General features: G+C 70.3%; 7 protein-coding genes and 1 rRNA gene. 7 read left to right on the top strand and 1 reads right to left on the bottom strand.

Annotated features, from left to right (window positions below; genetic code table 11):
- A 5S ribosomal RNA gene (gene rrf / locus PQI23_RS13980) occupies window positions 1–70 on the top strand; the annotation flags it as partial.
- 5 nt (window positions 71–75) lie between these two features.
- On the opposite strand, the gene PQI23_RS11060 is transcribed toward rrf, so the two are convergent.
- The gene (locus PQI23_RS11060; RefSeq protein WP_339974481.1) at window positions 76–1,107 is read right to left on the bottom strand and encodes a hypothetical protein; all 1,032 of its coding nucleotides are present in this window, start codon (window positions 1,105–1,107) and stop codon (window positions 76–78) included.
- On the opposite strand from PQI23_RS11060, the gene PQI23_RS11055 reads away from it, so the two are divergent.
- From PQI23_RS11055 to recN, 6 genes are read left to right on the top strand one after another with little or no spacing between them, the layout of a single operon-like run.
- Window positions 1,093–2,040 (top strand): hypothetical protein, encoded by a 948-nt coding sequence (locus tag PQI23_RS11055; protein WP_339974479.1) that lies wholly within the window; start codon window positions 1,093–1,095, stop codon window positions 2,038–2,040. The genes PQI23_RS11060 and PQI23_RS11055 overlap by 15 nt on opposite strands.
- A complete protein-coding gene (locus PQI23_RS11050) occupies window positions 2,040–3,080 on the top strand; it encodes an HAD-IIA family hydrolase (RefSeq protein WP_339974477.1) in 1,041 nt (346 codons plus the stop codon). The genes PQI23_RS11055 and PQI23_RS11050 overlap by 1 nt, the downstream gene beginning before the upstream one ends.
- A gap of 41 nt (window positions 3,081–3,121) precedes the next feature.
- Entirely contained in the window at window positions 3,122–3,322 is a 201-nt protein-coding gene (locus PQI23_RS11045) for a hypothetical protein (RefSeq protein WP_339974476.1), read from the top strand.
- Window positions 3,309–4,196 (top strand): TlyA family RNA methyltransferase, encoded by an 888-nt coding sequence (locus PQI23_RS11040; RefSeq protein ID WP_339974474.1) that lies wholly within the window; start codon window positions 3,309–3,311, stop codon window positions 4,194–4,196. The genes PQI23_RS11045 and PQI23_RS11040 overlap by 14 nt, the downstream gene beginning before the upstream one ends.
- Window positions 4,193–5,119 (top strand): NAD kinase, encoded by a 927-nt coding sequence (locus tag PQI23_RS11035; protein WP_339974472.1) that lies wholly within the window; start codon window positions 4,193–4,195, stop codon window positions 5,117–5,119. Before PQI23_RS11040 ends, PQI23_RS11035 begins: the two co-directional genes overlap by 4 nt.
- Entirely contained in the window at window positions 5,116–6,807 is a 1,692-nt protein-coding gene (recN, locus tag PQI23_RS11030; RefSeq protein WP_339974470.1) for a DNA repair protein RecN, read from the top strand. The genes PQI23_RS11035 and recN overlap by 4 nt, the downstream gene beginning before the upstream one ends.

The following is a 6,807-nucleotide window of genomic DNA, read 5'->3' as shown; positions in this document are numbered from 1 at the left end:
GGAAGCTAAGGCTGACTGCGCCGATGGTACTGCAAGGGGGACCTTGTGGGAGAGTAGGACACCGCCGGACACCTTTTACAGAAAGGGTCGTACAGTGAGAGCCAAAGCTGGCTCGCATTGTGCGGCCCTTTCGCTTGTTATAGACATTTCAACAGCGCTGATTTTCGGAGGCACCTCATGAATGAACGACCCGATCGGAACGATTCCTCGGATCGTGGTCCCCGGAAACAGCGTGGAGGCGGCGAGCGGAACGCCGGTGGGCCGCGGTCGTCGAACGGCGGCGACCGCCGTCGTCCCGACTACGGCAACCGCGATGACCGCCGCCCGCAGCGGGATGGGGATCGCCGTCGGCCTGAGTACGGGAATCGAGATGACCGTCGGCCGCAGCGCGATGGGGATCGTCGCCCGCAGCGCGAAGACCGCGCGCCTCGCCGGAGCTTCGGCGACCGCGATGATCGCGGGCCCCGGCGGAGGTTCGAGGATGGTGATGGGGATCGGCGCTTGCAGCGCGATGGCGACCGTCGGCCGCAGCGCGATGGCGACCGTCGGCCGCAGCGCGATGGCGACCGTCGGCCGCAGCGCGATGGCGACCGCCGACCCCAGTACGGGAGCCGCGACGATCGCGAGCCTCGTCGGGGTGGCTCGAGCGACCGCGATCAGCGATCGCCGCGTCGCGACTTCGGTGACCGTGACGATCGTCGCCCGCAGCGCGATGACCGAGGACCGCGAAAGGGCTTCGGCGGCCGCGACGATCGCGGGCCGCAGCGGGATGGCGACCGCCGCCCGCGGCGGGAGTTCGGTGATCGCGATGACCGCCGCCCGCAGTACGGCAACCGCGACGATCGTCGCCCGCAGCGCGATGATCGCGGTTCCCAGCGGAACTTCGGCGAACGCGACGGCGACCGTCGTCCGCAGCGGGACGGCGACCGTCGTCCGCGGCGTGAGTTCGGCGATCGCGAGGATCGTCGTCCGCAGCGTGATGCAGCACCTGCGTACGGCCGGGGCGGCACTCGCGGCGCCGGGCGGAGCGACCGCGGTGGCCGCGACCGCACGTTCACCGAGGCTGAGCGTCTGCAGCACGAGCTGCGCCCGGTGCGTTCGGACCATCGCGACCCGGTTCTGCCCGAGGAGGTCCAGCCGAAGGATCTGCACCCGTCGGCTCGCAATGAACTCAAGACGTTGCAGGCCGACGTGCAGGAGCGTGTCGCCCGCCACCTGGCTATGGTCGCCTTCCTCATCGACGACGACCCGGAGCTCGCGCATCAGCACGCCCTCTCGGCGAACCGCCGCGCGGGGCGCATCCCCGTTGCTCGCGAGACCCTGGCCATCACCGCTTATCGCACGGGCGACTTCGCGCTCGCCCTTCGCGAGCTGCGCACCTATCGCCGTCTAAGCGGCCTCGACGGGCACGTGTCGCTCATGGTGGATTGCGAACGCGGGCTCGGCCGGCCCGATAAGGCGATCGAAACGGGCCTCGAAGTGGACGCGTCGAAGCTGGATACGGAGCAGCGCGTGCATCTCGCCATTGCGATGTCGGGCGCACGACTGGATCTGGGGCAGACGCAGCAGGCGCTGTTCGAACTCGAGATTCCCGAGCTGAACCCGTCGAAGGCCTTCTCGTGGAGCCCCGACCTATTCGCCGCGTACTCGGCGGTGCTCGAAGATCTCGGCCGTTCGCAGGAGGCGGCGAAGTGGCTGGATCATGCAGAGCGCGCCGCGCGCGCACTGCAGGCGCACCACGGGTCGCACGATGAGCTCGAGGTGTTCGAGGTCTATGAGGACGAGGTCGAGACCGAGGTCGAAGCGGAGATCGAGAACGAGGCCGCCGAAGAGGTCATCGGCGAGTTCCAGACCGTGGACCAGGTGCCGGGTGACGCGCCCGCGACGACGGGAGCCGCTGGAGCGGACGAGGAGATGTCGATCGAGGACGAGGTGGACGAGTTGCTCGCGGCGGCCGGGATCACCGGTGCCGACGAGGAGTCGAAGGCGACGACGCAGGCGCTCGAGGGGTCCGATTCGGAGACGGAGCGGCGCGACTGATGGGGTGGTTCGGGAAACGATCCACTGCGCTCGGCGCAGCGCCGATCGAGGGCCGCGAGCTCGTGCTCGCGGACCTCGACGGCGTGATCTACCGCGGGCCCGACGCGATCCCGCATGCCGTTGCGGAGCTCAATCGGGCCGGGCAAGCGGTGCGAGTCGGATACGTGACCAATAACGCATCGCGCACCGATGAGACGGTGGCTGCGCACCTGCGCGAGCTCGGGTTGCAGGCGGAGGCCTCCGAGATCGTCACCTCGCCCCAGGCCGCGGTGACCGTCTTGCGGCAGACCGTGGCCGCTGGGTCTCGGGTGCTGGTGATCGGCGGCGATGGGCTCGTCGACGAGCTTGAGAAGGCGGGCTTCGAGGTGACCCGGAGCGCCGATGAGCATCCTGCGGCCGTCGTTCAGGGGTTCGCCCCCGAGGTCGGCTGGGCGCATCTGGCCGAGGCCGCGTTCGCACTCGCGGAGGAGCCGGGTCGGGATCCTCTGCCCTGGATCGCGACGAACACGGACTGGACGATTCCCGTGGCCCGTGGCCTTGCGCCCGGCAACGGAACGCTCGTCTCCGCAGTGCATACCGCGGTGCAGCGGCTGCCGGTCTTCGCTGGAAAGCCCGAGACGCCGATCTTCGAGGCCGCGTTCGAGCGCTTCGGCACGCGCAACGCCCTCATGATCGGGGATCGCCTCGATACCGACATCAAGGGCGCGATCGCGGCCGGCATCCCTTCGCTGCACGTGCTGACCGGGGTGGACCGGCCGAAGCAGCTCGTGGCGGCGTCTCAGGACATGCGCCCCGACTTCATCGTCGCATCGCTCACCGAGCTGCATGAGCCGTACCCCACCACGGAGCGCCTGCGAGATGGGACGATGCAGGTCGGTTCGGCGAAGGTGCGCATGGACGGGCACATCGCCTCGGTCGTCGCCGAGGGCGATTCCGCGATCAACCTGCTTCGTGCGGGGTGCGCGGCCATCTGGGCCTCGGGGCTTGCGATCTACGGCCTCAAGGTGCCGGAGATCCTCTACGAGGATCACTGGCGTTGACCCCCGGCACTCGTGTCGGCGGTCCTCGCTAGTCTTGAGGCATGGGCGAAACCGAGAAGCGCGAGGGGCAGGCGGTCGAGAGCTCCGCGCGCTCCGGCGATGGGGATGCCGCGAGCGACGGGCTGCTGAGCCGCATCGAGCTGATCGAGTCGCAACCGCTTGCGCACCGGGCCCAGATGTTCGAGCAGGTGCATGACGAACTCCTCGCCGAGTTGCAGAGAGGCGACCATGGCGGCGCCTGAGTCGCCGGTCGACCGCCGCGCCACCTGGGCGGGCGATGCGCAGCGCCTCGACCGAGTGCTGCCGCTTCTCGGCCTCGCTCGCTCTCGGAGCCGCGCGACGGAACTCATCGGGGGCGGTCACGTCGCGGTCAACGGCGTCGCCGCCGCGAAGCCCGGCACGAGAGTCGCCTCGGGCGACCTCGTGGTGGTCGCCGGCGACGATCAGTACGTGGGCCGCGCGGCGCACAAGCTGCTCGCCGCGCTGGAGGAGTTCCAGGTCGGCCCGGCCGACCGCGTTGCGCTCGATCTGGGCGCGTCCACGGGAGGCTTCACACAGGTGCTCCTGGAGCGCGGCGCGCGCACGGTGCTCGCCATCGATGTCGGCCACGATCAGCTCGCGCCGCAGCTGCGCGATGACTCGCGCGTCAAGCTCGTCGAGGGGCGCAACGCGCGCGAGCTCACGCCGAGCAACCTCGCCGCCGACACAGGGATCTCCGAGGCTCCCACCCTTGTCGTCGCCGACCTGTCGTTCATCTCGCTCCGCCTGGTGCTCCCAGCGATCTCGGCGTGCGCCGCCCCGGATGCCGAGCTGGTGCTGCTCGTCAAGCCGCAGTTCGAAGTCGGCCGCGTGAAGGACGGCGTCGTCACGTCGCCGGGGCAGTGGCGCGATGCGGTGCTCGGGGTGATGCACGCCGCGGAGGAGCACGGGTTCACGCCGGGCGGTCTGGCGGTGTCGCCGGTGACCGGCGCGCGGGGCAACCGCGAGTTCCTGGCGCACTTCGTGCGCGGCGGCGAGACCGGTGCGACAGAATGGGAGGCGCGCGTCGCCGAGCTCACCGGGGCTCACGGTGCGCGTTCGAACAGCGACCATGCACGAGCGGACGAAGGGCGATGAGCATGCAGCTCGACGAACCACGGCGGATCCTGATCGTCTCGCACACGCACCGCGACGAAGCGGTCGCAGCAACGGTCGAGGCGGTGACCGCGCTGCTCGCGGCGGACGTCGTCCCGGTGTTCGATGCGCAGGATCGCGTCGATTTCTCGCCGCACCTCGAAGTGGAACGGACCGCCCTGCTCGGTGCAGAGGTTGCAGTGACCGAGCTCGAAGCCGCCATCGTGCTCGGCGGTGACGGCACGATCCTCCGCGCCGCCGAGCTGCTGCGAGGATCGGAATGCCCGATCGTCGGAGTGAACCTCGGCCACGTGGGCTTTCTCGCGGAGATGGAGAGCTTCGATCTGACGACCACCATCGACCGGGTGCTGCGTCGCGACTACACGGTCGAAGAACGGCTCACCGTCGACGTCAGGGCGACGTTCGACGGTCGGACGATCGCTGACACCTGGGCGCTCAACGAGGCGAGCGTCGAGAAGCAGCGCCGCATGCTCGAGGTGGAGATCGGTGTCGACAGCCGCCCAATCTCGACGTTCGCCTGCGACGGAGTCGTGCTCGCGACCCCGACCGGTTCGACGGCGTACGCGTTCTCGGCCGGCGGCCCGATTGTCTGGCCGACGGTGCAGGCCATGCTCATCGTGCCGATCGCGGCGCACGCGCTGTTCGACCGGCCCCTGGTCACCGGAACCAACTCCGAGTTGCGCGTCCGCATCCTGCCCGAGAACATCGGGCCCGGAGTGCTGTGGTGCGACGGGCGGCGTCGCACCGAGCTGCCCGCTGGGTCGGTGGTGACGGTCAGCCGATCCGCCGAATCGGTGAAGCTCGCGCGCCTGAACGCCGGCGTCTTCTCCGATCGGCTCGTTCGCAAGTTCCACCTGCCGACGTCGGGATGGCGCGGCAGCCGACGCGGTGGGGAGGTCGCATGATCGAAGAACTCAGGATCAGGGATCTGGGCGTCATCGTCGATTCGACGGTTCCGCTCGGCCCGGGGTTCACCGCGATCACGGGGGAGACCGGCGCCGGCAAGACCATGGTCGTGAGCGCGCTCGGCCTCCTGATGGGGGAGCGCAGCGACGCCGGAGCGGTGCGCTCGGGTGCGAGCCAGGCGCGCGTGCACGGGATCGTCCGCACTATGGACGAGACCGTCGCCGACATCGTCGATGAGCTGGGCGGTGAGATCGAGGACGGCGAGCTCGTGCTCAGCCGGATCGTGAGCGCTGAGGGGCGCAGCCGTGCGGGCATCGGCGGGGCGAGCGCCCCGGCCGGGAGCCTCGGGCGTCTGGCCGATCGCCTCTTCGCCGTGCACGGCCAGTCGGAGCAGCTGCGTCTCAAGTCGACCGCAGCGCAGCGCGACACGCTGGATCGCTTCGGAGGCGAGGCGATCGCGAGCACCCTTGCGGAGTACCGCGACAGCCACCGGGAGCGTCAGCGCCTCAGCGAGCGCGTTCGGGAGCTGACCGAGTCGCGCGACGAGCGCGCTGCGGAGGCCGCGCGACTGCGGGCGGAGCTCGAGGAGATCGCCGCCGTCGATCCGCAGGCCGGCGAGGAGACCGAGCTCGCCGGGCGAATCGAGCTGCTGAGCAACGTCGAGGCGCTGCGGTCGGCCACGTCGACGGCTCACGAGGCGCTCGCGAGCGAATCCGACGAGCCCCTCGCACGCGACGCGGGAGGCCTCGTCGATGAGGCCGTACGCGAGCTCGAACGGGTCGCCGATTTCGATCCGCGGCTCGCGGCGGTGCTCGAGACGCTGCGCGGTGTGAGCTTCCAGGTCGCGGATGCCGCGAAGGAACTCGCGGCCTACGCGGGCGACCTCGACGAGGAGGGGCCGGGCGAACTCGCCCGCGCGAACGATCGTCTCGCCGCGTTGAACGGGCTGTTCCGGCTGTACGGCGCCGACAGCGCTGCCGTCATCGCCACCGCGGAGGCGGCTGCGCTGCGACTTGCGGAACTCGACGGCGACGGCGGGCTGGTCGATGAACTCTCGGAGCGGTTGGACGCGGAGACGGAGCGCGAGAGCGCACTCGCCGCTCGGCTGACCGAGCAGCGGACGGCCGCCGCCGCTCGACTGTCGGAGCTCGTGACGGCCGAGCTGCGGCAGCTCGCGTTGCCCGACGCCGAGTTCGTGGTCGACGTGTCGCCTGCGAGCGCACTCGGATCCTCGGGCGGAGACGACGTGCAGCTGCTGCTGAGTCCGCACCCCGGTGCCGCGCCGCGACCCGTTGCGAAGACCGCTTCCGGGGGCGAGCTCTCGCGCGTAATGCTGGCGCTGGAAGTCGTGGTCGCCGCCGTGGACCCGGTGCCGACCTTCGTGTTCGACGAGGTCGACGCCGGCGTCGGCGGGGCCGCGGCGATCGAGATCGGCCGCCGCCTGGCGCGCCTGTCGCGAACCTCGCAGGTCATTGTGGTCACCCACCTCGCCCAGGTCGCGGCGTTCGCCTCGAACCACCTGCAGGTGGTGAAGGACTCGGCGGGAGGCTTCACGGAGAGCAGCTGCCGGCGGCTCGACGGCGACGCACGTCTGGCCGAGATGGCGCGTCTGCTCTCGGGGCTCAGCGATTCCGAGAGCGCGCTCGAGCACGCAGCCGAACTGCTGGCGCTGCGCGATTCCGTGTGA

This window comes from Leucobacter sp. USCH14, from assembly GCF_037619215.1.
Classification (GTDB): domain Bacteria; phylum Actinomycetota; class Actinomycetes; order Actinomycetales; family Microbacteriaceae; genus Leucobacter.
The sequence above is the reverse complement of the archived record's forward strand: the minus strand, read 5'-3'. Positions and strand labels throughout refer to the sequence as shown.